The 26,667-nt window shown below is 60.9% G+C and carries 18 protein-coding genes; 6 read left to right on the forward strand and 12 right to left on the reverse strand.

Annotation, left to right across the window (positions count from 1 at the left end; genetic code table 11):
- Window positions 1-50: 50 nt before the first annotated feature.
- The 10 genes from hemE to pilM all read right to left on the reverse strand — a co-directional run bounded on the left by hemE (window position 51) and on the right by pilM (window position 14,507).
- On the reverse strand, window positions 51-1,118 hold the full coding sequence (gene hemE, locus ACLBW8_RS11895; RefSeq protein ID WP_447805433.1) for a uroporphyrinogen decarboxylase: 1,068 nt from the start codon (window positions 1,116-1,118) through the stop codon (window positions 51-53).
- Between the two features lie 242 nt (window positions 1,119-1,360).
- A complete protein-coding gene (locus ACLBW8_RS11900) occupies window positions 1,361-2,779 on the reverse strand; it encodes an FAD-dependent oxidoreductase (RefSeq protein WP_003171228.1) in 1,419 nt (472 codons plus the stop codon).
- A 32-nt stretch (window positions 2,780-2,811) separates the two neighbouring features.
- Window positions 2,812-7,257 carry a glutamate synthase large subunit gene (gltB, locus tag ACLBW8_RS11905; RefSeq protein WP_447805434.1) on the reverse strand — a complete coding sequence of 1,482 codons (4,446 nt, stop codon included), beginning with the start codon at window positions 7,255-7,257 and terminating at the stop codon, window positions 2,812-2,814.
- Window positions 7,258-7,609: 352 nt separating this feature from the next.
- Window positions 7,610-9,178 (reverse strand): SPOR domain-containing protein, encoded by a 1,569-nt coding sequence (locus ACLBW8_RS11910; protein WP_053253956.1) that lies wholly within the window; start codon window positions 9,176-9,178, stop codon window positions 7,610-7,612.
- Window positions 9,179-9,188: 10 nt separating this feature from the next.
- Window positions 9,189-10,289: a 3-dehydroquinate synthase gene (gene aroB / locus ACLBW8_RS11915; protein ID WP_053253955.1), complete on the reverse strand. Its 1,101-nt coding sequence runs from the start codon at window positions 10,287-10,289 to the stop codon at window positions 9,189-9,191.
- 124 nt (window positions 10,290-10,413) lie between these two features.
- Complete coding sequence (aroK, locus tag ACLBW8_RS11920) at window positions 10,414-10,932, reverse strand: shikimate kinase AroK (protein WP_017138567.1); 519 nt, start codon at window positions 10,930-10,932, stop codon at window positions 10,414-10,416.
- Window positions 10,933-10,936: 4 nt separating this feature from the next.
- On the reverse strand, window positions 10,937-12,265 hold the full coding sequence (locus tag ACLBW8_RS11925) for a type IV pilus secretin PilQ (RefSeq protein WP_447805521.1): 1,329 nt from the start codon (window positions 12,263-12,265) through the stop codon (window positions 10,937-10,939).
- 69 nt (window positions 12,266-12,334) lie between these two features.
- On the reverse strand, window positions 12,335-13,306 hold the full coding sequence (locus tag ACLBW8_RS11930) for a pilus assembly protein PilP (protein WP_447805435.1): 972 nt from the start codon (window positions 13,304-13,306) through the stop codon (window positions 12,335-12,337).
- Window positions 13,303-13,854, reverse strand: a complete 552-nt coding sequence (locus ACLBW8_RS11935; protein WP_064450306.1) for a PilN domain-containing protein — start codon at window positions 13,852-13,854, stop codon at window positions 13,303-13,305. Before ACLBW8_RS11935 ends, ACLBW8_RS11930 begins: the two co-directional genes overlap by 4 nt.
- Window positions 13,851-14,507 carry a type IV pilus assembly protein PilM gene (gene pilM, locus ACLBW8_RS11940; protein ID WP_447805522.1) on the reverse strand — a complete coding sequence of 219 codons (657 nt, stop codon included), beginning with the start codon at window positions 14,505-14,507 and terminating at the stop codon, window positions 13,851-13,853. The genes ACLBW8_RS11935 and pilM overlap by 4 nt, the downstream gene beginning before the upstream one ends.
- A 220-nt stretch (window positions 14,508-14,727) precedes the next feature.
- Here pilM and ACLBW8_RS11945 point away from each other — a divergent pair, with 220 nt between their 5' ends.
- A complete protein-coding gene (locus ACLBW8_RS11945) occupies window positions 14,728-17,190 on the forward strand; it encodes a penicillin-binding protein 1A (RefSeq protein WP_447805523.1) in 2,463 nt (820 codons plus the stop codon).
- Between the two features lie 206 nt (window positions 17,191-17,396).
- Here the strand turns inward: ACLBW8_RS11945 and ACLBW8_RS11950 are convergent, their stop codons facing one another.
- Both ACLBW8_RS11950 and rpmE read right to left on the reverse strand, forming a co-directional pair.
- Window positions 17,397-18,665, reverse strand: a complete 1,269-nt coding sequence (locus ACLBW8_RS11950) for a malic enzyme-like NAD(P)-binding protein (RefSeq protein ID WP_064450304.1) — start codon at window positions 18,663-18,665, stop codon at window positions 17,397-17,399.
- A 288-nt stretch (window positions 18,666-18,953) separates the two neighbouring features.
- A complete protein-coding gene (gene rpmE / locus ACLBW8_RS11955) occupies window positions 18,954-19,187 on the reverse strand; it encodes a 50S ribosomal protein L31 (RefSeq protein WP_064450303.1) in 234 nt (77 codons plus the stop codon).
- A gap of 358 nt (window positions 19,188-19,545) precedes the next feature.
- Between rpmE and ACLBW8_RS11960 the strand changes: the two genes are divergently transcribed.
- The 5 genes from ACLBW8_RS11960 (at window position 19,546) to hslU (ending at window position 26,572) form a co-directional block, all read left to right on the forward strand.
- Window positions 19,546-21,765 (forward strand): primosomal protein N', encoded by a 2,220-nt coding sequence (locus ACLBW8_RS11960; RefSeq protein ID WP_447805436.1) that lies wholly within the window; start codon window positions 19,546-19,548, stop codon window positions 21,763-21,765.
- A 204-nt stretch (window positions 21,766-21,969) separates the two neighbouring features.
- Complete coding sequence (gene argS, locus ACLBW8_RS11965; RefSeq protein WP_221293736.1) at window positions 21,970-23,706, forward strand: arginine--tRNA ligase; 1,737 nt, start codon at window positions 21,970-21,972, stop codon at window positions 23,704-23,706.
- A gap of 1 nt (window position 23,707) precedes the next feature.
- A complete protein-coding gene (locus tag ACLBW8_RS11970) occupies window positions 23,708-24,409 on the forward strand; it encodes an SPOR domain-containing protein (RefSeq protein WP_053253947.1) in 702 nt (233 codons plus the stop codon).
- 257 nt (window positions 24,410-24,666) lie between these two features.
- Window positions 24,667-25,197 carry an ATP-dependent protease subunit HslV gene (gene hslV / locus ACLBW8_RS11975; protein WP_064450299.1) on the forward strand — a complete coding sequence of 177 codons (531 nt, stop codon included), beginning with the start codon at window positions 24,667-24,669 and terminating at the stop codon, window positions 25,195-25,197.
- A 37-nt stretch (window positions 25,198-25,234) separates the two neighbouring features.
- Window positions 25,235-26,572: an ATP-dependent protease ATPase subunit HslU gene (gene hslU, locus ACLBW8_RS11980; RefSeq protein ID WP_064450298.1), complete on the forward strand. Its 1,338-nt coding sequence runs from the start codon at window positions 25,235-25,237 to the stop codon at window positions 26,570-26,572.
- Window positions 26,573-26,667: the final 95 nt, after the last annotated feature.

The raw sequence follows: 26,667 nt of genomic DNA on the forward strand, positions 1-26,667 counted from the left end.
ACTGACACTCCGCATTCGCGAGCAAGCCCGCTCCCACATTTGTTTTGCGTTTACTCGTGGTACTGCGCCGACAGCTCATGCACCGCGCGCAGGAACGCGCCGGCGTGTTCCGGGTTCACTTCCGGCGTGATGCCATGGCCGAGGTTGAACACGTGCCCGCTGCCCTTGCCGTAGCTGGACAGGATGCGGCCGACTTCAGTGCGGATCGCTTCCGGCTTGGCGTACAGCACGGTGGGGTCCATGTTGCCTTGCAGCGCAACGCGGTTGCCCACGCGCTGACGGGCTTCGCCAATGTCGCAGGTCCAGTCCAGGCCCAGGGCATCGGCACCGGCCTCGGCGATGCTTTCCAGCCACAGGCCGCCACCTTTGGTGAACAGGATGACCGGCACTTTGCGGCCTTCGTGCTCGCGGATCAGGCCGCTGACGATCTTGCGCATGTAGGCCAGGGAGAATTCCTGGTACGCCGCCGCCGACAAGTTGCCGCCCCACGTGTCGAAGATCTGCACCGCTTGCGCACCGGCCATGATCTGGCCGTTGAGGTAGCTGGTGACCGACTGCGCCAGCTTGTCGAGCAGCAGGTGCATGGCTTGCGGGTTGTCGTAGAGCATGGCCTTGGTCTTGCGGAAGTCTTTCGACGAGCCGCCTTCGACCATGTAGGTGGCCAGGGTCCATGGGCTGCCGGAGAAGCCGATCAGCGGCACGCGGCCGTTGAGCTCACGGCGGATGGTGCTGACAGCATCCATCACATAGCCGAGGTCTTTGTGCGGATCAGGGATCGGCAGGGCTTCGATATCGGCCAGGGTGCTGACGACTTTCTTGAAACGCGGGCCTTCGCCGGTTTCGAAGTACAGGCCTTGGCCCATGGCGTCAGGGATGGTGAGGATATCGGAGAAGAGGATGGCCGCATCCAGTTGTGGGTAGCGGTCCAGCGGCTGCATCGTGACTTCGCAAGCGAACTCCGGGTTCATGCACAGGCTCATGAAGTCGCCGGCGTGGGCGCGACTGGCGCGGTATTCCGGCAGGTAGCGACCGGCTTGACGCATCATCCATACGGGCGTGACGTCTACGGGTTGCTTGAGCAGGGCACGAAGGAAACGGTCGTTCTTGAGGGCAGTCATGTCGGCATCCGCAAAAAAAGTGCGGGCATTTTCTCAGAGCGCGACGCAAAAGGCACGGAGTGAGCCGTGCCTTTTGTCTATCGGGTCAATTTGTCGCGGACATAAGAGCGCCGCAAAACAAATGTGGGAGCGGGCTTGCTCGCGAAAACGGTGGGTCAGCCAACACATCTGGTGACTGATACACCGCATTCGCGAGCAAGCCCGCTCCCACATTTTGATCCCATTTCAACTGGGGATCGGAGTCAGACTTGCAGGTAGTCCAGGATCCCTTCAGCGGCATTGCGGCCTTCGAAGATCGCCGTCACCACCAGGTCAGACCCGCGCACCATATCGCCACCGGCGAAGATTTTCGGGTTGCTGGTCTGGTGTTTGTACTGACCTTGTTCCGGGGCTACAACGCGGCCCTGGCTGTCGGTCTGGATCTCGAACTGCTCGAACCACGGCGCCGGGCTCGGGCGAAAGCCGAAAGCGATGACCACGGCGTCGGCCGGGATGATCTCTTCGGAACCCGGGATCGGCTCGGGGCTGCGACGGCCACGGGCATCCGGCTCGCCGAGACGGGTCTCGACCACCTTCACGCCTTCGACGCGGTCTTCACCGACGATAGCGATCGGCTGGCGGTTGTAGAGGAATTTCACGCCTTCTTCCTTAGCGTTCTTCACCTCTTTACGCGAGCCCGGCATGTTGGCTTCATCACGACGATACGCACAGGTCACCGATTTGGCGCCCTGGCGGATCGAGGTGCGGTTGCAGTCCATCGCGGTGTCGCCACCGCCGAGCACCACAACCTTCTTGCCTTTCATGTCGACGAAATCTTCCGGCGACTTTTCAAAGCCCAGGTTGCGATTGACGTTGGCGATCAGGAAATCCAAAGCATCGTAAACGCCCGGCAAGTCTTCACCGGCAAAGCCGCCCTTCATGTAGGTGTAGGTGCCCATGCCCATGAACACGGCATCGTATTCGGCGAGCAGTTGCTCCATGGTGATGTCTTTGCCGATCTCGGTGTTCAGGCGGAACTCGATGCCCATGCCGGTGAACACTTCACGACGGTTGCTCAGTACGGTTTTTTCCAGCTTGAACTCGGGGATGCCGAAGGTCAGCAGGCCGCCGATTTCCGGGTTCTTGTCGAACACCACCGGGGTCACGCCGCCACGCACCAGCACGTCGGCACAGCCCAGGCCCGCCGGGCCTGCGCCGATGATCGCGACGCGCTTGCCGGTCGGCTTGACCTTGGACATGTCCGGGCGCCAGCCCATGGCGAACGCGGTGTCGGTGATGTACTTCTCCACCGAACCGATGGTCACCGCGCCGAAGCCGTCGTTAAGGGTGCACGCACCCTCGCACAGACGGTCTTGCGGGCACACCCGGCCGCAGACTTCCGGCAAGGTGTTGGTCTGGTGCGACAGCTCGGCGGCGGCGAGGATGTTGCCCTCGGCCACCAACTTGAGCCAGTTGGGAATGAAGTTGTGCACCGGGCACTTCCATTCGCAATACGGGTTACCGCACCCCAGGCAGCGGTGGGCCTGGTCGGCCGAGTGCTGGGGTTTGAAGGGTTCGTAGATTTCCACGAACTCTTTCTTGCGTTGACGCAACAGTTTCTTCTTCGGATCTTTGCGCCCGACATCGATGAACTGGAAGTCGTTATTCAGACGTTCAGCCATGTTAAAACCTCATCAAACTCTTCAGGCGCATATCACTGCGGGTTGGCACGGATGCTGGAAAGCAACGATTTCAGGTTGGCAGCCTTGGGCTTGACCAGCCAGAAACGACGCAGGTAATCATCGAGGTTTTCGGCGAGGTTGCGGCCCCATTCGCTGCCGGTCTCCTCGACGTACTCGTCCAGCACGTGCTGCAAGTGGTTCCGGTAGGACTCCATGGCTTCGCCGCTGATCCGCTGGATCTCGACCAACTCGTGGTTGACCTTGTCGACGAAGGTGTTGTCCTGGTCCAGCACGTAGGCGAAACCGCCGGTCATGCCCGAACCGAAGTTGTAACCGGTCTTGCCCAATACCGCGACAAAACCACCGGTCATGTACTCACAGCAGTGATCGCCCGTGCCTTCCACCACGGTGTGGGCACCGGAGTTACGCACGGCGAAACGCTCACCGGCAGTACCCGCGGCGAACAGCTTGCCGCCGGTAGCGCCGTACAAGCAGGTGTTGCCGATGATGGCACTGTCCTGGGTCTTGTAGATGCTGCCTTTAGGCGGAACGATCACCAGCTTGCCGCCGGTCATGCCCTTACCCACGTAGTCGTTGGCGTCACCTTCCAGGTACATGTGCAGGCCACCGGCGTTCCACACGCCGAAGCTCTGGCCCGCAGTACCGTTGAAACGGAAGGTGATAGGCGCCTTGGCCATGCCCTGGTTGCCGTGCTTGCGCGCGATTTCACCGGAGATGCGTGCGCCGATGGAACGGTCGCAGTTGCAGATATCCAGGGCGAAGTCGCCACCGCTGGCGTCGTTGATCGAGGAGCTGGCCATTTCGACCATCTTCTCGGCCAGCAGGCCTTTGTCGAACGGCGGGTTGCGCTCCACCTGGCAGAATTGTGGCTTGTCTGCCGGGATATGGTCGCTGCCCAACAGCGGCGTCAGGTCCAGGTGTCGTTGCTTGGCGGTCTGGCCTTCGAGGATGTCGAGCAAATCGGTACGCCCGATCAACTCTTCCAGCGAACGCACACCCAGCTTGGCCAGCCACTCACGGGTTTCTTCGGCGACGTAGGTGAAGAAATTCACCACCATGTCGACGGTGCCGATGTAGTGGTCTTTGCGCAGCTTCTCGTTCTGGGTCGCGACGCCGGTGGCGCAGTTGTTCAGGTGGCAGATGCGCAGGTATTTGCAGCCCAGGGCGATCATTGGCGCAGTACCGAAGCCGAAGCTTTCGGCGCCGAGGATCGCGGCCTTGATCACGTCGAGGCCGGTTTTCAGGCCACCGTCGGTCTGCACCCGCACTTTGCCGCGCAGGTCGTTGCCGCGCAGGGTCTGGTGAGTTTCAGCCAGGCCCAGTTCCCACGGCGCGCCGGCGTACTTGATGGAGGTCAGCGGCGATGCGCCGGTGCCGCCGTCGTAGCCGGAGATAGTGATCAGGTCGGCATAAGCCTTGGCCACACCGGCGGCGATAGTGCCGACGCCAGCTTCTGCGACCAGCTTCACCGAGACCAGGGCCTGTGGGTTGACTTGTTTCAAGTCGAAAATCAGCTGCGACAAATCCTCGATGGAGTAGATGTCGTGGTGCGGCGGCGGCGAAATCAGCGTCACACCCGGCACTGCATAACGCAGCTTGGCGATCAGGCCGTTGACCTTGCCGCCTGGCAGCTGGCCGCCCTCACCGGGCTTGGCACCCTGGGCGACTTTGATCTGCAGCACTTCGGCGTTGACCAGGTATTCCGGGGTTACACCGAAACGGCCAGTCGCCACCTGCTTGATTTTCGAGCTCTTGATGGTGCCGTAGCGCGCCGGGTCTTCACCGCCTTCGCCGGAGTTGGAACGCGCACCCAGGCGGTTCATGGCTTCGGCCAGGGCTTCGTGGGCCTCAGGCGACAAGGCGCCCAGGGAGATACCGGCGGAGTCGAAACGCTTGAGGATCGATTCCAGTGGTTCGATTTCGCTGATTGCGAGCGGCGTGTCCAGGGTTTTCACCTTGAACATATCGCGGATCATCGACACCGGGCGGTTATCCACCAGCGCGGTGTATTGCTTGAACTTGGCGTAGTCGCCCTGCTGCACAGCAGCTTGCAGGGTGCTGACCACGTCGGGGTTGTACGCATGGTATTCGCCACCGTGGACGAACTTGAGCAGGCCGCCTTGCTGGATCGGCTTGCGCGCGCTCCAGGCTTCGGCCGCCAGGGCTTTCTGTTCGGCTTCGATGTCGACGAAACGCGCGCCCTTGATGCGGCTCGGCACACCCCGGAAACTCAGGTCGCAGACTTCTTCGGACAAGCCGATGGCTTCGAACAATTGAGCGCCACGGTACGAGGTGACGGTAGAGATGCCCATCTTCGACAGGATCTTCAACAGGCCCTTGGTGATGCCCTTGCGGTAGTTCTTGAAGACCTCATAGAGGTCGCCCAGCACTTCACCGGTGCGGATCAGGTCGCCCAACACTTCGTACGCAAGGAACGGGTACACCGCCGAGGCGCCGAAACCGATCAACACCGCAAAGTGATGCGGGTCGCGGGCAGTGGCGGTTTCGACGAGGATGTTGGAGTCGCAGCGCAGGCCTTTTTCGGTCAAGCGGTGGTGCACCGCGCCAGTGGCCAGCGACGCGTGGATCGGCAGTTTGCCTGGCGCGATGTGGCGGTCGGTCAGCACGATCTGGGTACGACCGGCGCGCACAGCTTCTTCGGCCTGATCGGCGACGTTGCGCACAGCGGCTTCAAGGCCGAGGCTCTCGTCGTAGTTCAGGTCGATGATCTGGCGGTCGAAGCCTGGGCGCTCCAGGGTCATCAACGAGCGCCATTTAGCCGGGGAAACAACCGGCGAACTGAGAATCACGCGGGAAGCGTGCTCAGGCGATTCCTGGAAGATGTTGCGCTCGGCACCGAGGCACACTTCCAGCGACATCACGATGGCTTCGCGCAGCGGGTCGATCGGTGGGTTGGTCACCTGGGCGAACTGCTGGCGGAAATAGTCGTACGGAGTGCGCACGCGCTGGGACAGCACGGCCATTGGCGTGTCATCGCCCATGGAGCCGACGGCCTCGTAGCCTTGCTCGCCGAGCGGACGCAGCACCTGGTCACGCTCCTCGAACGTGACCTGATACATCTTCATGTACTGCTTGAGCTGGTCGACGTCATAGAAAGCCGAACCGTGGTCGTTGTCTTCCATGGTCGCCTGGATGCGCAGGGCGTTCTTGCGCAGCCATTGCTTGTACGGGTGACGCGACTTCAAGCGGTTGTCGATGGCATCGGTGTCGAGGATCTGCCCGGTTTCGGTGTCCACGGCCAGGATCTGGCCAGGGCCGACACGGCCTTTGGCGATGACATCTTCAGGCTTGTAGTCCCATACGCCGATTTCCGACGCGAGGGTGATGAAACCGTTGGTCGTGGTGACCCAACGCGCCGGGCGCAGACCGTTACGGTCGAGCAGGCACACCGCGTAGCGGCCGTCGGTCATGACCACGCCGGCCGGGCCGTCCCACGGCTCCATGTGCATCGAGTTGTACTCGTAGAACGCACGCAGATCCGGGTCCATGGTTTCGACGTTCTGCCACGCTGGCGGAATGATCATGCGCACGCCACGGAACAGGTCGATGCCGCCGGTGACCATCAGCTCGAGCATGTTGTCCATGCTGGAGGAGTCGGAACCCACGCGGTTGACCAGCGGGCCGAGCTCTTCGAGGTCCATCAAGTCGTTGGCGAACTTGGTGCGACGGGCCACAGCCCAGTTGCGGTTGCCGGTGATGGTGTTGATCTCGCCGTTGTGGGCGAGGAAGCGGAATGGCTGAGCCAGCGGCCATTTCGGCAGGGTGTTGGTGGAGAAGCGCTGGTGGAACACGCAGATTGCGGTTTGCAGGCGCTCATCGCTCAGGTCTGGATAGAAGGCGGTCAAATCCGCCGGCATCATCAGGCCTTTATAAATGATGGTCTTGTGCGAAAAGCTGCAGATGTAGTGGTCAGTATCGGCGGCGTTGGACACCGACGAGCGACGACGCGAGGTGAACAGCTTGATCGCCATGTCCTGATCGCTCAGGCCATCGCCGGCGATGAACACTTGCTCGATCTGAGGCAGGCGCTCCAGGGCCAGGCGGCCGAGCACACTGGTGTCGATCGGCACTTTGCGCCAGCCGACCAGCTGCAGGCCGGCAGCGACGATCTCGCGGTTCATGTTCTCGCGCGCGGCTTCGGCTTTGACCGGGTCCTGGTTGAAGAACACCATGCCCACGGCGTACTGCTTGGGCAGGTCGACAGCAAATTGTTCTTTTGCGACAGCGCGCAGGAACTGGTCGGGCTTTTGAATCAGCAAGCCGCAACCGTCACCGGTTTTGCCGTCGGCGTTGATCCCACCGCGGTGGGTCATGCAGGTCAGGGCCTCGATGGCCGTTTGCAAAAGGGTATGACTGGGCTCGCCCTGCATGTGGGCTATCAGGCCGAAACCGCAGTTATCCTTGAATTCATCGGGTTGGTACAGACCTGCTTTCATAGACACTTTCTCACCAGGCTGCCTCTGTTACCGAGGCAAATTTCTTTTCAATTCAACCCGTTACCTTCCACGCCGAACGTACGCCAGCTTTGCGGGGGCAAAAGGGAGGTCATTGTACACACCGACACGAACGCTCACAAATTTAGCGACGAAATGTCGCAAATCTATGTCGCATTTATGAAAGGTTTAAAGCGATATGCTGTGCTAGTCAAAACTTTTTTAATTCTGACCGCTACGACTCAAAAGCCACTGTGACGCAGACACCACAAAGCGCGCGGCCTTGAGGGCAGCACGCACTTGCGGATTTTTTTGAGGTGCCGGGAGAGGCGGCCTGGGTAAGGCCGCCGAATCTTCAGCGAGTTGTTGCGAGTTCTTGTTGAACGCTGGCAACAGTGCGAGGCCAAGGTTTACCAGCCTGAACCTTCGCTGGCAAGGCTTTGATAGCGGAATCAGCTGCTGCACGGCTTGGGAAGCTGCCGTAAGTGATCACGTAGAGAGGCTTGCCGTTGAGCACTTTCTTGAAATAACGGTACTCGCCGCCCTGCTCCTTCACGAAGGCCTGAGCATTGGCTTCGGAACTGGTGCCGAGGATCTGCACCACGAAGTGGCCGGCCGGCTGACTGGTGTACCAACTGCTACCGGCGGCGGCAGGGGCAGCTGCTTTGGCAACGGCGGCAGGTTTTTCCGCAGGTTTGGCGGCGGGTGCCGGTTTAGCCACTGGCGCAGGCGCGACAGGCTTGGCAACCGGAGCTGGCTTGGCAGTGGCGACGGTCGGTGCCGGGGTCGGCTTGGCCGCTGGAGTGGCTGCCGGGCCGGCGGGTACGCCCGCAGGCGGCGCGGTAGTGGTCACGGTTGGCGGCGTGGCGCTGGAGCCTTCCACCGGCACACCGTCGTCGCCTTCGGAGATGCCACCGGCTGCTTCGGCCAGCGGGCCGCGCATTACCGGCTGACCCACCATCGGCAGGTTGGTCGGCTGGCCGGAGTTGGCGAATTCAACATTTGGCGTGGGTTTGCCCAGTGGCAACTGCGCCTGTTCGGTTGGCGCACCGGCGGTGGCGGGTGCCTTGCTGCGGCCCGGAATCAACCAGGCGGCGGCAACAGCGACCACGACAACGGCGGAAATAGCCAATACGTGCTTCTTAGGCATAGTAAACCCCATCTTTGGACGCTTAACCGCAGAGCGGCTTGCAATCATGGCTTCGATCAAGGCATCCCGGGCAACCTGGTTGATGGTGCCAGGCCAGCCGTCGGAGCTTTCGTGAATATCAGAGATCTGCGAAGCGGAGAAAAGTTCGATACCGGCCCCGGCGCCTTCGAGGCGTTGAGCCAGGTATTCGCGGGTTTCTTCCTCTTCGTACGGTTGCAATTCGATGACGTGAAACAGCTCCTGGTCGCCACTGATCTGCTCCAGATCGGCGATCAACGACGACTCGCCAAACAGGAATACGTGCGGGCGACCTTCGGGCGTGCCCGCCGCCAGCGCCAACAGCGCTTCCAGGGCGGACTCGTCGAGTTGCTCGGCGTCATCCACCAGCAGGTAGACTTCTTGCCCGGTGAGGCCCAGTTGCACCACTTGCTTGAGAATCGCGTTTGGCTCGGCATTGGAAACGTTCAGCGCCTGGGCCACCTGGCGCAGCACGCCAGCCGCATCACCGGCACCACGGGCCGATACCACCACGCTCTGTACCGACTGCTTGTTGGTACTGGCAACCAGCGCCTGGCGCAGCAGGGTCTTGCCACTGCCCAACGGGCCGGTCACAACCAGCAGCAATTGGCTGTAGCGCGCCAGATGGTGCAACTGACCGAGCACCGGCTTGCGCTGGGCAGGGAAAAATTTGAAACCAGGCACCCGCGGAGCAAAAGGGTCATGGCTTAACTGGTAATGGCCGAGGAACGCCTCGTCGGCATGCAAACTAGTCATCGGGATCTTATTAACCTTTAAGCTGGGCCAGGGCGCGGTAATCCGCTCCCAGCGTGGCCTGTAAAATCTCTTTCGGATAATCGTCGGTCACTACCGCTTCGCCCATGTGGCGCAGCAACACCAGTCGCAGGCGACCGTCGATCACTTTCTTGTCTATTGCCATATGTTCGAGGAAATCCGCCTCGGTCATCTCCAACGGTGGAACGACCGGCAAGCCGGCGCGCTGGAACAGGCGTATACCCCGATCCCGCTCCTGAGCACTGATCCAGCCCAGGCGTTGCGACATCTCCAATGCCATCACTGTGCCAGCCGCGACGGCTTCCCCATGCAACCACACACCATAGCCCATGTGCGTTTCGATCGCATGGCCGAAGGTGTGGCCCAGGTTCAAAGTGGCCCGCACACCGGACTCCCGTTCGTCGGCATTCACCACCAGCGCCTTGGCCGCGCAGGAGCGGGAAATAGCTTCCGTCAGCGCCACTTGGTCCAGCGCGCGCAGGGCATCCATATGTTCTTCGAGCCAGGTCAGGAACGGTTCGTCGCAGATCAGCCCGTACTTGATGACTTCCGCCAACCCCGCCGACAACTCGCGCGGCGGCAGGGTGTTGAGGGTCGCGGTGTCGATCAGCACCACGTTGGGCTGATAGAACGCGCCGACCATGTTCTTGCCCAGCGGGTGGTTGATGCCGGTCTTGCCGCCCACCGACGAATCGACCTGGGAAAGCAGGGTGGTCGGCACCTGGATAAAGTCCACGCCGCGCTGGTAACAGGCTGCCGCAAAACCGGCCATGTCGCCAATCACACCGCCGCCCAAGGCGACCACGGTGGTACGACGGTCATGGCGCGCAGTCAGCAGGCCATCAAAGATCAGTTGCAGGGTTTCCCAGTTCTTGTGGGCTTCGCCGTCAGGCAAGATCACTGAGATCACCGAATACGCCGCGAGGCTGCGGCTCAGACGCTCAAGATACAGCGGCGCGACCGTTTCGTTGGAGATGATCGCCACTTGCCGCCCGGCAATATGCGGAGCGAGCAATTCGGGCAGGTCCAACAAACCTTCGCCAATATGGATTGGGTAGCTGCGCTCGCCTAGATCGACCTTAAGTGTCTGCATGTGTCCCCGCGTGAAGATATATGTACGATCGGCAACGCTCAGATCTGACGTCGCCCGATGGCTCTACGCCACACCTGGAAGGGTAATGACGTGCCGCCGAGAATAGCGCATTTCGGACCTGCCTTTAACGGGGCGGCAACTGCTGCAAGCGCTCAAGAATGTCGAGAACGACCATTCGTGGCGGCCGCTCATCGGTTTCCACCACCAGATCGGCGATTTCCCGATAAAGCGGATCGCGCAACGTCAGCAAATCCCGCAACGTTTTTGCCGGGTCGGCCGTGCGCAACAATGGGCGGTTGCGATCGCGAGCGGTGCGGCCCACCTGCTGCTCGACCGATGCATGCAGATAGACCACGCGACCACCGGCATGCAGTGCCCGGCGGTTTTCATCGCGCATGACGGCGCCGCCGCCGGTGGCCAATACCACGCCATCGCAGCCGCACAGTTCGGCAATCATCGCCTGCTCGCGGTCGCGAAAGCCCAGCTCGCCTTCCTTATCGAAGATCCATGGGATATTGGCACCCGTGCGCAATTCAATTTCCTTGTCGGAATCTTTGAACGGCAGGCGCAGCTCTTTGGCCAGCAAACGGCCGATGGTGCTTTTTCCAGCCCCCATCGGTCCTACAAGAATCAAATTTCGCACAGAATCAACGACTCACAGCAATCGCCTGGTTATTCATAATACGCGGAGTCAGGAATACCAGCAGCTCGGATTTTCTTTCCGCCAGCACATCGCGCCGGAAAAGGCGGCCAAGATACGGCACATCGCCCAAAAATGGCACTTTATCTACCACTTTGCTTTGGGTATTGGAGAAAACGCCACCGATGACGATGGTCTCGCCATCCTTGACCAGCACCTTGGCATTGACTTCGTTTTTCTTGATCGGCGGTACGTCATTGAGCTTGTTCAGATAGTCGGGCTCGTCCTTGGTGACCTTGACCTCCATGACCACCCAGCCATCCGGGGTGATTTGCGGCGTCACCTCCAGCGACAGCGAGGCTTCCTTGAACGACACCGATGTAGCACCGCGCGAGGTGGATTCCTGATAGGGGATCTCGGTGCCCTTGAGGATGCGCGCGGTTTCCTTGTCGGAGGTGACCACCTTGGGCTGCGAGACGATTTCACCGTTGCCGGTTTTCTCCATGGCCGTCAGCTCAAGATCCAGCAACAGGTTGTCGGTGATATAAGCGATCCCCAGGCCTGAAGTACCCGTGAGCGAACCCATGTCGACAAACGGCGAGCTGGGTGGGTTTTCCGGCGGTTCAGCACCCTCGGCCGAAGGTTTGTTGATACCGCCCGCCCCCCACTTGCCACGGTTCAGGCGCCCACCCCAGCGCACGCCAAGGCTTTTGTCGTAATCGACATTGGCTTCAACGATCCGCGCCTCGATCATCACCTGGCGCACCGGGACATCCAGCTGCGCCACGATCCGCCGCAGCTCTTCGAGCCGTTCGCCGGTCTGGTAGGCAATAATGTTATTGGTGCGATCATCCACGGCTACCGAACCGCGTTCATCGGGGATGCCTTCAAGGCTGGTGACCGATTGGAACAATTTGGCCAGGTCCGCCGCCTTGGCGTAATTGACCTGCAACAGTTCCCGGCGCAGGGGCGCCAACTCGGCCATTTGCTTGCGCGACTCCAGGGTCAGCAGTTCGCGGGCGGCCAACTCTTCGGCCGGCGCCACCAGTAACACACCGGCCTTCACCCGCTTGTCCAACCCCTTGGCTTGCAACACCAGGTCCAGTGCCTGATCCCAGGGCACCTCCTTGAGCCGCAGGGTGATGGAGCCTTGCACATCGTCGCTGGCCACCAGATTAAGCCCGGCGACATCCGCAATCTGCTGCAATACAGCGCGCAAATCGATGTTCTGGAAGTTGAGGTTCAGCTTGTCACCGGAATAGGGGGTACTCACCGCAGAGCTGCCGGGAGGTGGCAGCTGGATCAGGTCCAGGCGATTGGGCACAGCAAATGCCATCGGTGCCGTGAACGCTATCCATAGCGCCACACCGAAGGACGAGAAAGTCCTTTTCATTGTTGGATTCCGTTATGAGTTGATAGTTAACACGAGGGTTCGGGAGCGCTCCAGCCATGCGCCCTGCTCATCCGGGAACAGCTCGGCCAGTTCAATGTGACCTGCATGAATGGCCGTGACCCGGCCGTGGTTGGGCCCCAGGTAATCGCCAACCGCCAGCCGGTGCACTGCCGATGCTGCGCGCAGCAGGACGAAGGTTTGCATGCCGCGGGACAAGGTGCCGACCATTTCGACTTGATCGAGGGCCAGACCTTCCAACACTCCACGTTTACGGGCCAAGTCCGGGGCACGTGCCGGCTGGCCTGCCGCGTGATAGGCCTGCGAGGTGGGCGGCTGGAACGGATCACGCAGAGAGGTCGCATCGTAGACAAATCGCGCCACCGGCTCGACAACGCGCTCAGGCTTGCCGCCAGGCAACCTGCCGCGATAAGCCTTGGCCAGCAGCTCAAGGCGCAGTAACGGCCCATCAGACCGAAGCGCAACATCGTGCACCGTGACCATCTGCGACAGCCCGCCCAAGGCACTCACGAACATCGCCAGGTCGTGATAGGCGCCAAACACCCCAACCTGCACAGGCTCCTCGATGTAGAGCGGCAGAGACAGTTCGTCCAAGACCGTGACGCCCTCGACCACCACACCGTTGGCCGCCGCCAGCCGAGCAATGGCTTCGAGTAGACCAGGCATATCCGACTCGCCGGGCAATTGGCGTAAAAGCCCGCCAACCGCCTCCTGCATCACCTGCCCCTGACGGGCACGTTCCTCAAGACTGTCTGCCAAGCCAGCCTTTTGCGTGAGCTCCTGTTGCAGCGCCACTGCCTGCGCTTCCAACGTGTGCAGCCGCTCGCTTGCCGGGGCCAGCAGCCAACCATTGCCCACCACCCACACCAGACCTGCCAGCGCGCAGCCCAGCAGAACCTTGCCCGGCAGGGGCCATTTAGCAGCGTTGTAAGCGAGCGTGGAAAAGTCGAGCCTGGGCAGGCTCATGGCTGGGCCTCGGTGGATTCCCCCTGGCGCACCATCAATTGAAAGGCGTTGCCACCACCTTGCGCCTCCGCACGCACATGTTGCAGGCGAGTGGCGTGAGCACCTTCAGACGCCTCCAGGCGGCGCATCAGTTGGGCGATATCCTGGCTGGATTCGGCACTGCCGCTGACACTCACGGTGTTGCCCTTGGCTACAACCTCGTGAAGATGCACCCCATCCGGCACCGCACGGGCCAACTGGTCCAATAGCTGGGCGCTGGCCGAGCGGGATTCGTGCAGGTCCTGCACGACCTTCATGCGCGCAGCCAGTTGCTGGCTTTGCTCCTGTAAGTCGTCGATGGTCTTGATGCGGGAGTCCTGAACGGCGACTTCTTTGGTCAGGTGATTGTTGCGCGTCACCTGACGGTCTATAGCCTGATCGATGACCTGGTCCGCCAGCCAAACCGCCGCGAGCGCCACACCGGCGAACGCCAGCAGAAATATCAGGAAGTATTTGCGCCGCCGCTCCGCCAGCGCCTGGCGCCAAGGCAAAAGATTGATTCGTGTCATCCAGCGAAACTCCTCAGGGCCAACCCGCAAGCAACTCCCATCCCATGCGCATCCACGGCCCACTGTGCGCCATCAACGCGATAGCCCGGCGTGAAGCTGGCGAAATCCTGACTGCAAGCGCGCTCCAATGCAAACCCTTCGACATCCACCACCCGTGCCGCCAACCCGGCCAGGGCCAAAACCGCTTTGCGGGCCTCGACCTGCTCCTTGAGGCAGGCTGCCAGAAACACTTCGACCCGCGCCGAGCCCTGGGGCGAAGGGCCACGGACCTGAAAATCAATGGCGACATCGTCCAACGGGTAAGGAATGTACTGGTCGGCCTCCATTTGGATCTTCCAGACCATTTCCTCGTCACTGAGCCCCGCGTCCATTTCAATCACCCGTGTGATGACCGATGGGCCCGAGACTGCCACAGCTGCCTGCCGGGCGGACGTATGCAACCGAGATAACGCCTGCTGCAACGTCCGCGCTATCGCCTCGAGGTCCAACAACGTGCCATCGACTACGGCATTGGCAGGCAGCCCCTGCGTAACATAAGACTGAACACTGTAACCACCGACTGAATAGCCCAGCTCAATCAGCTTGATGCCTGTGTCATTGATGTCGACGCCCAGCAGGGTGCTGGCTTTTCGCCTGAAAAATCCCTTTCTCATAAAACTCCCCAAAACTTTGCCTGTCATACCGCCTGATTGCGGCCGGGTATCATGCATTCGGTCGACTTGTTTAACGGGTACGAATGACGCCCCAAGCCGAAAATGCTTTAATGCCCAGCGTTTTTTCCCGCTTTTTATTTGCAGCTCGGGTCGATCCATCGTTTGCCATGCATGCCCCGACGCCTAACTCATTCTTTTCTCTGGAAATCCAAAAGCCTTGATTCGTCTGCTGAAGTTTTTCGGGTACTCCATTGTCGCGATCGTCTGCGGGCTGCTGCTCGTACTCAGCGGTGCCTACCTCTACCTTAGTCCGGGTTTGCCTTCCGTAGAGGCGCTCAGAAGTATCCAGTTGCAGATTCCTTTGCGGGTTTACAGCAGCGATGAAAAACTGATCGCGGAGTTCGGCGAAATGCGCCGCACACCGATCCGTTTCGCCGACATTCCACCCAATTTCATCAACGCGCTGCTGTCGGCTGAAGACGATAATTTCGCCAATCACTACGGCGTCGACCCCAGCAGCCTGGTGCGTGCAGCCACACAACTGGTAAAAAGCGGACACATTCAGTCCGGCGGCAGCACCATCACCATGCAGGTGGCGAAGAACTTCTTCCTCACCAGCGAGCGCAGCTTTTCGCGTAAAGCCACTGAAATCCTGCTGGCATTGCAGATCGAACGTCAGCTGACCAAGGACGAAATCCTTGAGCTGTACGTCAACAAGATCTACCTGGGCAACCGCGCCTACGGGATCGAGGCGGCGTCCCAGGTTTACTATGGCAAGTCGATTCGTGACGCCAGCCTGGCGCAGATGGCAATGATTGCCGGCCTGCCCAAGGCCCCGTCACGCTTTAACCCACTGGCCAACCCTGCGCGCAGCAAAGAGCGTCGCGACTGGATCCTGGGGCGTATGTACAAGCTGGGCAAGATCGACCAGGCCGCCTATGAAAGCGCCGTAGCCGAGCCGTTGAATGCCAGCTACCACGTGCCGACACCGGAAGTGAATGCACCGTACATTGCTGAAATGGCGCGCGCCGAAATGGTCGGTCGTTATGGCAGCGAGGCCTACACCGAAGGCTTCCGCGTGACCACGACCGTTCCGAGCAACCTGCAGGACATCGCCAACAACTCAGTCCATGACGGCCTCGTCACCTATGACCAGCGCCACGGCTATCGCGGCCCCGAATCACGCCTGCCCGGCAAAACCCTGAGCGCCTGGACCACCGAACTGAGCAAACAGCGCCCAATCAGCGGCCTGGAACCGGCCATCGTCACCCAAGTGACGAAAGATGGCGTGCAAGTACTGACCCGCACCGGTGAAGGCCATGTGTCGTGGGACAGCATGAAGTGGGCGCGCCCCTTCCTGAACACCAACAGCATGGGCCCGATGCCCAAGCAGCCGGCGGATGTCGCGCAGGTGGGTGACCTGATCCGCGTAAAACGCCAGAAAGACGACAGCCTGAAATTCAGCCAAGTCCCTGTGGCTCAAGGCGCCCTGGTGTCTCTTGACCCACAGAACGGTGCGATCCGCGCCCTGGTCGGTGGCTTTGCCTTCGAACAAAGCAACTACAACCGCGCCACCCAGGCCAAGCGCCAGCCGGGCTCGAGTTTCAAGCCGTTCGTCTACAGCGCCGCACTGGACAATGGCTACACCGCCGCCAGCCTGGTCAACGACGCGCCGATCGTGTTTGTCGACGAGTACCTGGACAAGGTCTGGCGCCCGAAGAACGACACCAACACGTTCCTCGGCCCTATCCGTATTCGCGAGGCGCTGTACAAGTCGCGTAACCTGGTGTCGATCCGCCTGCTGCAGGCGATGGGCGTTGGCAAGACTATCGACTACATGACGCGCTTCGGCTTCAACAAGTCGGACCTGCCACCCAACCTGTCCCTGGCCCTCGGCACCGCGACCCTCACGCCGATGGAAATCGCCACAGGCTGGAGCACGTTTGCCAACGGCGGCTACAAGATCACGCCGTACCTGATCGACAAGATCGAGAGTCGCAATGGCGACACACTGTTCACCGCCAACCCGCCACGCGTGCCAGGTGATGTGGTCAACGGTGTTGCAGCACCCGATGGCATCGCCGCACCCAGCAACGGCGGCATCACCATTGAGCCAACACCCGGTGCAGCGCCAGCCGCAAACGCCCCTGCGCCAACCGAGCCACAAACACCTGCGGTTGCTGAACGTGTCGTGGATGGCCGTACCACCTATATCCTCAACAGCATCCTGGAAGACGTCATCAAGAAGGGTACCGGCCGTCGCGCCCTGGCCTTGGGCCGTGCAGACATCGCCGGCAAGACCGGTACCACCAACGAGTCCAAGGACGCCTGGTTCTCCGGCTACAACGGTGATTACGTGACCACCGTATGGACTGGTTATGACCAACCGGAAAGCCTCGGTCGTCGCGAGTTTGGCGGCACCGTCGCCCTGCCGATCTGGATGAGTTACATGGGCGCGGCCTTGAAAGACAAGCCGCTGCACACCCAGCCTGAGCCGGAAGGCATTCTCAGCCTGCGGATTGATCCGGTGAGTGGCCGTGCGGCTTCGCCAAGCACGCCAAATGCGTACTTCGAGTTGTTCAAGAGTGAAGACACGCCGCCGTCGGTCAACGAGCTGGGTAACGGCACCGCACCGGGCAGCCCGCTGCCGGCGGATGAGGCGGCGCCGATCGATCTCTTCTAACTCGGTCTGCGCCTGAACGCAGATCCAATGCAGGAGCGGGCTTACTCGAGAAAGCGGAGTGTCAGTCAATGAACCTGGCGACTGACCCACCGCGTTCGCGAGCAAGCCCGCTCCCACCCTTGGAGCGCCACTAGGCCCAAGCGAATCGCCACAAAAAAGCCCCGACTCGTGAGAGCCGGGGCTTTTTGTTGTAGCGTTACAACAGCTTAGCCGTTGAACACATCATCCACGCTTTGCAGTGGGTAGTGCTTCGGATACGGCAGGGTGGCCACACCAGTCTCGATGGCAGCTTTAGCCACGGCATCGGAGATCAGGGTGATCAGGCGCTTATCCATTGGTTTCGGAATGATGTACTCACGGCCGAACGCCAGCGGGGCACCACCGTAGGCATCGCATACGTCCTGAGGTACCGGCAGCTTGGCCAGTTCACGCAGGGCGTTGGCGGCAGCTACTTTCATCTCTTCGTTGATGCGCTTGGCGCGAACGTCCAGGGCACCACGGAAGATGAACGGGAAACCCAGTACGTTATTGACCTGGTTCGGGTAGTCCGAACGGCCGGTGGCCATGATCACGTCGTTACGGGTAGCGTGCGCCAGTTCCGGGGAGATTTCCGGGTCTGGGTTGGAGCAGGCGAACACGATCGGGTTGGCCGCCATGGACTTCAGGCCTTCAGCGCTCAGCAGGTTCGGGCCGGACAGGCCAACGAACACGTCTGCACCGTTCAAGGCGTCAGCCAGGGTGCGCTTGTCAGTGGCGTGGGCAAACATCGCCTTGTACTGGTTCAGGTCGGTACGCTCGGACTGAACAACGCCCTTGCTGTCGACCATGAAGATGTTTTCCAGCTTGGCGCCCATGCTCACCAGCAACTTCATGCAGGAGATGGCCGCAGCACCAGCGCCCAGGCAGACGATCTGAGCGTCAGCCAGAGTTTTGCCAGCGATTTCCAGGGCGTTGATCATGCCGGCCGCAGTAACGATCGCGGTGCCGTGCTGGTCATCGTGGAATACCGGAATGTCGCACTGTTCGATCAGGGCCTTTTCGATCTCGAAGCACTCAGGTGCCTTGATGTCTTCCAGGTTGATGCCACCGAAGGTGATGGAAATGCGCTTAACGGTGTCGATGAAAGCCTGCGGGCTCTCGGAATCGACTTCGATGTCGAAAACGTCGATGCCGGCAAAGCGCTTGAACAGCACGCCCTTACCTTCCATGACTGGCTTGGAAGCCAATGGGCCGAGGTTACCCAGGCCGAGAATCGCGGTGCCATCGGAAATCACTGCAACCAGGTTGCCTTTGCCGGTGTACTTGTACGCCAGTTCGGGGTCGCGGGCGATTTCACGTACGGGCTCGGCAACGCCAGGGCTGTAGGCCAGCGACAGGTCGCGGGCGGTGGCAGTGGCTTTGGTGAGCTCTACACTCAGCTTTCCTGGACGAGGATGGGCATGATATTCGAGAGCGGCAGTTTTCAAATCAGACATATCGGCATTCCGCTTTTACTGTTGGTCGACGGACCGCCGAGGATACGCGTGTCGCAAAGTCCCTACAAGACTGGGCAGTCACAGGTGTCAAGGGCCCTGCGCTACGACTTTCGGCCAAGAGCCACGGGATACAAGGGCTCAACTGTTCACAATTGACATAAAAAATGTCTACAATTTTTTATTCGAGCGTCGTTTTTTAGCGGCACTGTCAAATCACAGGCACAAAAAAGGCGTCCACAAGGGACGCCTTTTTCAACAGCTGGCAAAAACCCAGAGGGCTTTTGAGCCTTACTCTGCTGGAGTAGCAGCAGGCTTCTTGCCGAAAGTACCAAAGCGATCTGCGAAGCGCTGTACACGGCCGCCGGTGTCCAGAGTTTTCTGCTTACCGGTGTAGAACGGGTGGCACTCGTTGCATACGTCAGTACCCAGTGGCTTGCACAGGTTCGAACGCGTTTCGAACTTGTTGCCGCAGCTGCAGGTTACTTCGATGGTTTCGTACGCTGGATGGATATCGGCTTTCATGGTGACTTCCTCGGGCTAGCGTGCCGCCACTCGACACTATTGTCGAATACCGCACGTAATTAGGCCGCGGATTCTACCAGACCTTTTTAAACGCGCAAGCAGCGCTTCCCGTGGTTTACCCACATAAAAGCCCCTTTCATCAGAAAAACCCAACACACCAGCGTCCATGTGGGAGCTGGGCTTGCCCGCGATAGCGATATCTCAGGCACCCCATCTAGCGACTGACAAGCCACCATCGCGGGCAAGCCCGGCCCCCACAGTTGAGCTGCCGTATTCCGAACAACGCGGGACACCCCCACAGCAGGTCTGCTAGGCTCCCGCCCCTGCGCCACCGCCTGCCTTTATATGAGACCCCCGCGTGCCCGACGCCATTTTGCGCCTAGCCCTGCCCTCGCCCCTGCGCCGCCTGTTCGACTACCGGGCCCCGGCTGGCGTGCTGCGGGCACAGTTGCAGCCAGGCATGCGCGTGCGCGTGCCGTTTGGTCGTCGGGAAATGATCGGCATCCTGATCGAAGTCGCCGATCACAGCGAAGTGCCCGCCGACAAGCTCAAGCCGGCACTGGCTATTCTCGACGCCACACCACCGCTGCCGCCCGCCTTGTTCAAACTGTGCTTGTGGACAGCCCAGTATTACCAGCACAGCCTGGGCGACACGCTGAGCTGGGCGCTGCCGGTGCTGTTGCGCCAGGGCGAACTGGCCGAAGCGCGCCAGGAACGCTTTTGGTCGATGGTGCCCGGTGCGCGCCTCGATGACCCACGCATCGCCCGCGCGCCGCGCCAACGTGAGGCCCTGGCGACCCTCGCCCAACACCCACACGGCGTGGCCCATCAGCTGTTAAGCAAACTGATGCTGAGCAAGGACAGCCTCGACCTGCTGTTGGCCAAGGGTCTGGTGCAGGTGGAAATCCGCAAGCACGCGCCGGACCCGCGCCACGAACACTGGCTGGCCCAGCCCGAACTGCCGCTGAACCCCGAGCAGCGCGCGGCGTATGAAGCCATTCGCGCCGGTTTCGACTGCTTTCATGCGTTTCTGTTGGCCGGCGTCACCGGCAGCGGCAAGACCGAAGTGTATTTGCAACTGATCCGCGAAACCCTGCAGGCCGGTAAACAGGCGTTGGTGTTGATCCCCGAGATCAACCTGGGCCCGCAAACCCTGGCGCGCTTCGAACAACGCTTTAACGCACGCATCGCCCTGGTGCACTCGGCGGTCAACGACCGTGAGCGTTTGGAGTCATGGCTGGCGGCGCGGGACGGCGAGGCCGACATTATTATCGGCACCCGCTCGGCCCTGTTCACGCCCATGAAAAACCCCGGGCTGATCATCATCGACGAGGAGCACGACGGCTCCTATAAACAGCAGGAAGGCCTGCGCTACCACGCCCGTGACCTGGCGCTGGTGCGCGCACGCCAGGAAAACATCCCGATTGTGCTGGGCTCCGCCACGCCCTCGCTGGAAAGCCTGCACAACGCCTACACCGGCCGCTATGGGCTCCTGCGCTTGAATGAGCGGGCAGGTGGCGCCAAGCAACCACGCTTCCTGCGCCTGGATGTAAAAAGTCGCCCGCTGGACAGTGGGATTTCCGGGCCGATGCAACAAGCCATCGGCCAGACCCTTGCCGCCGGCCAGCAAGTGCTGGTGTTTCTCAACCGCCGGGGTTTTGCGCCGACGCTGTTGTGCCACGACTGCGGCTGGATGTCAGAGTGCGAGCGCTGCGATGCGCGCATGACCGTGCACCAACGCTACGGCGAGTTGCGCTGCCACCACTGCGGCCATGTAGAGCGTGTGCCGCGCCACTGCCCGCAATGCGGCAAAGTCGACCTGCGCCCGGTAGGCGCGGGCACCGAGCGCGCCGAAGAGCGCTTGGGCATCCTGTTCCCGGATTACCCGGTGCTGCGGGTCGACCGCGACAGCACCTCGCGCAAAGACGCGATGAACCAGCTGTTTGCCACCATCCAGAAAGGCCAGCCGTGCATTCTGGTCGGCACGCAGATGCTTGCCAAAGGGCATCACTTTCCACGCGTCACGCTGGTGTCGATCCTGGATGCCGACGGTGGCTTGTTCTCCGGGGACTTCCGCGCCAGCGAGCGCATGGCGCAGTTGATCGTGCAGGTCGCAGGCCGTGCCGGGCGCGCCGAAGAGCCGGGCAAAGTCATTATCCAAACTCACCTGGCCGACCACCCGCTACTGATACAGCTGACCGAACAAGGCTACTTTGCCTTTGCCGAACAAGCGCTGAGCGAACGCCGCTCCGCCGGCCTGCCGCCCTTCTCTCATCTGGCCCTGCTGCGGGCTGAAGCACATAAACCGGGGCAGGCGGAAAGTTTTCTGGATGAGGCGTGCAGTGCCGCCGAACGTTTGCTGGGCGAACTGGGTCTGACCGGCATCGAATTGCTCGGCCCGGTGCCCGCCCCCATGGAACGTCGTGCCGGGCGCTACCGTGCTCAGCTACTCTTGCAGGCATCGTCCCGCGCACCGCTGCATCGGTTGTTAAGTAGCTGGTTGCTTGCCCTGGAGCAAATGCCCAGTGGCCGCCAAGTGCGATGGTCGTTGGATGTGGACCCGGTAGATTTGTATTGACTGCAAAATCGCTATCGCAGGCAAGCCAGCTCCCACATTTTGAAATGTGAATACCCTTAAATGTGGGCGCGGGCTTGCCCGCGATGAGGCCCGCAGGTCTACCAACCCGTCTGAACGGTTGGCAAGCCCGCCCTCGCCACGGATAATGCCCAGTTTTTCCACCTGCGCATCGCGCGCCGCCGCTTGCGGTCGAAAGAGAACACCATGAAAGACACCATTCGCCAGCTGATCCAACAAGCCCTCACCCAACTCGTCAACGAAGGTGTGTTGCCTGAAGGCCTGACGCCGGCGATCCAGGTGGAAAACACCCGCGACAAGACCCACGGCGACTTCGCCAGCAACATCGCGATGATGCTGTCCAAGCCTGCCGGCATGAAGCCACGCGACCTGGCGGAAAAAATCATCGCCGCGCTGCCGGTTGACGAGAGTGTCACCAAGGCTGAAATCGCCGGCCCTGGCTTCATCAACTTCTTCCAGAACACCCAGGCCCTGGCTTCGCGCCTGGACGCGGCCCTGGCCGACGCCAGCATTGGCGTGCGCAAGGCCGGCCCGTTGCAGCGCGTGGCCATCGACCTGTCGGCACCGAACCTGGCCAAAGAGATGCACGTCGGCCATTTGCGCTCGACCATCATTGGCGACGGCGTGGCGCGCGTGCTGGAGTTCCTGGGCGACGACGTGATCCGCCAGAACCACGTGGGCGACTGGGGCACGCAGTTCGGCATGCTGATGGCGTACCTGCAGGAAAACCCGATTACCAGCAACGAGCTGTCGGACCTGGAAAACTTCTACCGCGCCGCAAAGAAGCGCTTCGACGAATCCGAAGAGTTCGCCGACCGCGCCCGTGGCCTGGTGGTCAAGCTGCAAGCCGGTGACAAGGAATGCCTGGAACTGTGGGGCCGCTTCCGTGAGATCTCGCTGTCGCACTGCCAGGAAATCTACGAACTGCTCAACGTGAAACTGACCATGGCCGACGTGATGGGCGAAAGCGCCTACAACGATGACCTGATCAACGTGGTCAACGACCTCAAGGCCAAGGGCCTGCTGGTTGAGAGCAACGGCGCGCAGTGCGTGTTCCTCGAAGAATTCAAGACGGCCGACGGCGAGCCGCTGCCGGTGATCATCGTCAAGGCCGATGGCGGCTACCTCTACGCCACCACTGACCTGGCGGCCGTGCGCTACCGCAGCGGCGTGCTGAAAGCCGACCGCGCCCTGTATTTTGTCGACCAGCGCCAGGCCCTGCACTTCCAGCAGGTGTTTGAAGTGGCACGTCGCGCGGGCTTCGTCACCCACCCGATGCACATGGAGCATATGGGTTTCGGCACCATGAACGGCGCCGACGGCCGCCCGTTCAAGACCCGTGACGGCGGCACCGTGAAGCTGATCGACCTGCTGAACGAAGCCCAGGAGCGTGCCTACAACCTGGTGAAAGAAAAGAACCCGGAGCTGGCCGAAGCCGAGTTGCGCAACATCGCCCGTGTGGTGGGCATTGGCGCGGTGAAATACGCCGACCTGTCCAAGCACCGCACCAGCGACTACAGCTTCAACTTCGAGCTGATGCTGAACTTCGAAGGCAATACCGCGCCGTACCTGCTGTATGCCTACACCCGCGTGGCCGGTGTGTTCCGCAAGTTGGGCAAGGACTTCAGCGAAGTTGAAGGCCAGATCAATCTTGAAGCGCCGCATGAACAGGAACTGGCTGCCAAACTGGCGCAATTCGGCGAAGTGCTGAACAGCGTCGGCGAGAAAGGCACGCCGCATATCCTCTGCACCTATTTGTACGAAGTCGCCGGCCTGTTCTCCAGCTTCTACGAGAACTGCCCGATTCTCACTGCCGACGACGAAGCCCAAAAGCAAAGTCGCCTGCGCCTCGCCGCATTGGCTGGACGGACCCTCAAGCAAGGCCTGGAACTGTTAGGCCTGGAAACTCTGGAGCGTATGTAAGTTGGCTGCCAAGAAAAAACCTGCACCCAAGCGCGGCGCCAGCCGCTATCAGGCACCGGCGAAGAAACCTATTCCGGGCTGGCTATGGATGGCTATCGGCCTGGCGGTCGGCGCGTTTGTGGTGATTCTGATGAAGCTGGAGCCCGGCAAGGGCGACGACGTCAAACGCGTCAAGCAAGAGCAGCAGAAGGCCACAAAAATGGCCGAAGCCAACAAAACTGCGCCTAGCCCTACAGCACCGGTGAAGCCGAAATACGACTTCTATACGCTGCTGCCGGAATCGGAAGTGATCGTGCCGCCCGACGCCGTGCCGGAGAAAACCCTGCCGACGCCGCAAGTGCCGACCACGCCGGTGACCCCAGCGGAAGCCGCGAAAATCGACACGGCGCGTGCCCAGGCCGCGCTGGCCGGCATCACCCCGCCACCGCCGCCGCCCGTCGCGACCACCAAGGCTGCGCCGGTGACCAAGTTCTTCCTGCAAGCGGGCTCGTTCCCGAAACAGGCGGATGCGGATCGCGTGCGGGCTCAGATCATTCTGTTGGGCCAAGCGGTGACGGTGGAGTCCGGCACAGTGAAGGACGCGACCTGGTATCGCGTACTGGTCGGGCCGTTCAGCAACCGCGAACAGCTGACCGTGGCGCAGAAACAATTGGCGGGAGCCGGCTTTAGTAACCTGTTGTTACAACAACGCCAGAGCCGCTGATTCTGAGAACACAGTAGGCCCCATGTGGGAGCGGGCTTGCTCGCGAATGCGGTAGATCAGTCACTATTTCCGGCGACTGACATACCGTATTCGCGAGCAAGCCCGCTCCCACATTTGGTTTTTGGGCGCGCTCAAACGTGTGTCGGACCCATAAACACCACTCGTCCGCCATAACCCCCTACGGTTGAAATCCCTCCCTCCACCCCCATATGAGTTTCCATCAGGGCATTTTCGCCCCGCTGCGTGGAGACTCCCCCTTGACCACCATCGTTTCAGTACGTCGCCACGGCAAAGTCGTCATGGGCGGCGACGGCCAGGTTTCCCTTGGCAACACCGTGATGAAAGGCAACGCCAAAAAAGTGCGTCGCCTGTACCACGGCCAAGTGCTCGCAGGCTTTGCCGGCGCCACCGCCGACGCCTTCACCCTTTTCGAGCGTTTTGAAGGGCAACTGGAAAAACACCAGGGCCACCTCGTTCGCGCCGCTGTCGAACTCGCCAAAGAATGGCGCACCGACCGTACCCTCAGCCGCCTGGAAGCCATGCTGGCAGTCGCCAACAAAGACGCGTCCTTGATCATCACCGGTAACGGCGATGTGGTTGAGCCTGAACATGGCCTGATCGCCATGGGTTCCGGCGGTGGCTACGCCCAAGCGGCAGCCAGCGCCTTGCTGAAGAAAACCGACCTGTCGGCCCGTGAAATCGTCGAGACCGCCTTGGGCATCGCCGGCGATATCTGCGTGTTCACCAACCACAACTTCACCATTGAGGAGCAGGACCTCGCCGAATAAGCCGTAGGCTTATTCCCGCTTGAGGCCGCCAAACACTATGTCCATGACTCCCCGCGAAATCGTCCATGAACTTAATCGCCATATCATCGGCCAGGACGATGCCAAGCGCGCCGTTGCCATTGCGCTGCGTAACCGCTGGCGCCGGATGCAACTGCCCGAAGAACTGCGCGTTGAAGTAACGCCGAAGAACATCCTGATGATCGGGCCGACCGGCGTCGGTAAAACCGAAATCGCCCGGCGCCTGGCCAAACTGGCCAACGCCCCGTTCATCAAGGTCGAAGCCACCAAGTTCACCGAAGTGGGCTATGTGGGCCGCGACGTTGAGTCGATCATTCGTGACCTGGCCGACGCCGCGCTGAAATTGCTGCGCGAACAGGAAATGACCAAGGTCAGCCATCGCGCCGAAGACGCCGCCGAAGAACGCATCCTCGATGCCTTGCTGCCGCCGGCACGCATGGGTTTCAACGAAGACGCCGCACCGGCCTCGGATTCCAATACCCGCCAGCTGTTCCGCAAGCGCCTGCGTGAAGGCCAACTGGACGACAAGGAAATCGAGATCGAAGTCGCCGAAGTGTCCGGCGTCGATATCTCCGCACCGCCTGGCATGGAAGAAATGACCAGCCAGTTGCAGAACCTTTTCGCCAACATGGGCAAGGGCAAGAAGAAAAGCCGCAAGCTCAAGGTGAAGGAAGCGCTGAAGCTGGTGCGCGACGAAGAAGCCGGGCGCCTGGTCAATGAGGAAGAACTCAAGGCCAAGGCCCTGGAAGCGGTCGAGCAACACGGCATCGTGTTTATCGACGAGATCGACAAAGTGGCCAAGCGCGGCAACTCCGGTGGCGTCGATGTCTCGCGCGAAGGCGTACAACGCGACCTGTTGCCGCTGATCGAAGGCTGCACCGTGAACACCAAGCTGGGCATGGTCAAGACCGACCACATCCTGTTCATCGCCTCGGGTGCATTCCACCTGAGCAAGCCAAGCGACCTGGTGCCGGAGCTGCAAGGCCGCCTGCCGATTCGCGTGGAACTCAAGGCGCTGACCCCGGGCGACTTCGAACGTATCCTCAGCGAGCCACACGCTTCGCTCACCGAGCAATACCGTGAGCTGCTGAAAACCGAAGGCCTGGCCATCGAGTTCCTGCCGGACGGCATCAAGCGCCTGGCGGAGATCGCCTGGCAGGTCAACGAGAAGACCGAGAACATCGGTGCCCGTCGCCTGCATACCCTGCTTGAGCGCTTGCTGGAGGAAGTGTCCTTCAGCGCCGGCGACATGGCAGGCTTGCAGAATGGCGAAGCGATCAAGATCGACGCTGAGTACGTCAACAGCCACCTGGGCGAATTGGCGCAGAACGAAGACCTGTCTCGTTATATCCTGTAAGCCTCACTCAGGACCGCTTTGCTTTACTGTGGGAGCGGGCCTGCTCGCGAATACGGTGTCTCAGTATCAGATCTGCTGACTGACACTCCGTATTC

Source organism: Pseudomonas sp. M5A4_2d, assembly GCF_053345295.1.

What these genes read in the sequence shown, in the direction of transcription:
- gltB (WP_447805434.1), bottom strand. Translation starts at nt 7,257, where the DNA reads ATGAAAGCAGGTCTGTACCAACCCGATGAATTCAAGGATAACTGCGGT.
- ACLBW8_RS11925 (WP_447805521.1), bottom strand. Translation starts at nt 12,265, where the DNA reads ATGGCATTTGCTGTGCCCAATCGCCTGGACCTGATCCAGCTGCCACCT.
- rpmE (WP_064450303.1), bottom strand. Translation starts at nt 19,187, where the DNA reads ATGAAAGCCGATATCCATCCAGCGTACGAAACCATCGAAGTAACCTGC.
- ACLBW8_RS11935 (WP_064450306.1), bottom strand. Translation starts at nt 13,854, where the DNA reads ATGACACGAATCAATCTTTTGCCTTGGCGCCAGGCGCTGGCGGAGCGG.
- hslU (WP_064450298.1), top strand. Translation starts at nt 25,235, where the DNA reads ATGTCCATGACTCCCCGCGAAATCGTCCATGAACTTAATCGCCATATC.
- ACLBW8_RS11910 (WP_053253956.1), bottom strand. Translation starts at nt 9,178, where the DNA reads ATGACTAGTTTGCATGCCGACGAGGCGTTCCTCGGCCATTACCAGTTA.
- ACLBW8_RS11900 (WP_003171228.1), bottom strand. Translation starts at nt 2,779, where the DNA reads ATGGCTGAACGTCTGAATAACGACTTCCAGTTCATCGATGTCGGGCGC.
- ACLBW8_RS11950 (WP_064450304.1), bottom strand. Translation starts at nt 18,665, where the DNA reads ATGTCTGATTTGAAAACTGCCGCTCTCGAATATCATGCCCATCCTCGT.
- hemE (WP_447805433.1), bottom strand. Translation starts at nt 1,118, where the DNA reads ATGACTGCCCTCAAGAACGACCGTTTCCTTCGTGCCCTGCTCAAGCAA.
- pilM (WP_447805522.1), bottom strand. Translation starts at nt 14,507, where the DNA reads ATGAGAAAGGGATTTTTCAGGCGAAAAGCCAGCACCCTGCTGGGCGTC.
- argS (WP_221293736.1), top strand. Translation starts at nt 21,970, where the DNA reads ATGAAAGACACCATTCGCCAGCTGATCCAACAAGCCCTCACCCAACTC.
- ACLBW8_RS11930 (WP_447805435.1), bottom strand. Translation starts at nt 13,306, where the DNA reads ATGAGCCTGCCCAGGCTCGACTTTTCCACGCTCGCTTACAACGCTGCT.
- aroB (WP_053253955.1), bottom strand. Translation starts at nt 10,289, where the DNA reads ATGCAGACACTTAAGGTCGATCTAGGCGAGCGCAGCTACCCAATCCAT.